Origin of the sequence: Acinetobacter sp. EKM10A (genome assembly GCF_011075215.1) — a bacterium.
In the GTDB taxonomy this organism is placed as follows: Bacteria; Pseudomonadota; Gammaproteobacteria; order Pseudomonadales; family Moraxellaceae; genus Acinetobacter; species Acinetobacter baumannii.
The window spans coordinates 1-1,235 of record NZ_JAALLK010000036.1 but is presented as its reverse complement, the minus strand read 5'-3'; the positions used below and the strand labels follow the sequence as shown (position 1 = coordinate 1,235).

Below are 1,235 nucleotides of genomic sequence, written 5' to 3'. Positions count from 1 at the left end.
TCTGATGGCGCTGCTGTGGCTACCTTGACTTGTACTGCATTAAGTCAAAGTGCACAGAAAGGGTGGCTGAATATTAAATCTAGTGCAAGCACTGCAACTTGGCCTTTAGGGCTGTGTCAGATGGATATTAAAGCTGTAGTTAGTGGTACTACGCAGCACACTGAAACTTTGACTTTCCAAGTGATTGACGGGGTAACAGCATAATGGCAAATCTTGTTTTTAAATTTAGTTGGGATCACCGGCCATTCCCATATAACTCAGCTCAAGGAAAACGGCAATTCATGCTGCCTTTTGCCTCAGGTATTCCAAACTTAAATCCTAGATGGGACCAAATTCAGGGAGGTGGAAATGCAGCGACAGGTACACTAACTACTTCTCCAACTGATATGACCCCTGGTCGAGTATTGCGAGTGGGTGATTATGGTTATGGCACCTTCAGCACTCCTGGTGGTTATACCCCAGCTTTGGATATGAGCCGTATTGGGGGGATCTTCACCATATTAAATGGTGTTTATGCTGGTGTAGCAATTTCGACTAATTCAACTGATGGGATAATTTTTGCTGGTAGTCCAACTACAACTGCATATGGTCAGTTTATTGGGGTCGTAAGAAGTTCAACTTTACCTAATACTACACATATTTTTAAAACAGACCGAAATACGACTGTAGATGGAAATGGTTTTATTAAAGCAGCATCACCTATTGTCAAGTTGTTTAGTGATCATATTGAACTCAATGATGAAGCTGAAAGGCAGCCAATTACTTTAGAGAAATTAGGTACAGGTGATTACTTAATTAAAGGGTCACTCGGCTTTGCTAAGGAAGGCTGGTATATCGAAATCCCTAAGGACGCTAATGGCAATACAGTTGTTGCAGTTGTTTATGAAACTCTTGAGAACGGTGATATTTCAATTAAGACGTTCAAACGTAAATTCGATATTGAAACGGCCGCAATTATTGCTGATTTAAGCAATCCACTCGAAATACCAGAAGGGCGTTGGATTGATATTCGTCTTTTTGAGGAGCCTATTGTGGTTTCTGCTGCACCAATGGAATTTCAGCCAACAAACTTATCTGAAGCTGTAGCTGCTGCAATGGCAGGGGTAGAACCTCCGGAAATCTCAGACACAGACGAAACACTTTAATAACCCGCTTAAACAGCGGGTTTTTTATTGCCTAAATTTTGGAGAACCATAAATGAGTTCAGGCGCAAAAATTCGATTATATGCTTGTGA

Annotated in this window: 1 protein-coding gene and 1 pseudogene; both read left to right on the top strand. The window is 41.2% G+C overall.

Translation table 11 applies throughout. The features are described from left to right. Window positions 1–204, top strand: a pseudogene (locus G9371_RS19315) (hypothetical protein); the annotation flags it as partial. Next, window positions 204–1,145, top strand: a complete 942-nt coding sequence (locus tag G9371_RS18910) for a hypothetical protein (RefSeq protein ID WP_025469918.1) — start codon at window positions 204–206, stop codon at window positions 1,143–1,145. The pseudogene G9371_RS19315 and the gene G9371_RS18910, both read left to right, overlap by 1 nt. Window positions 1,146–1,235 lie beyond the last annotated feature (90 nt).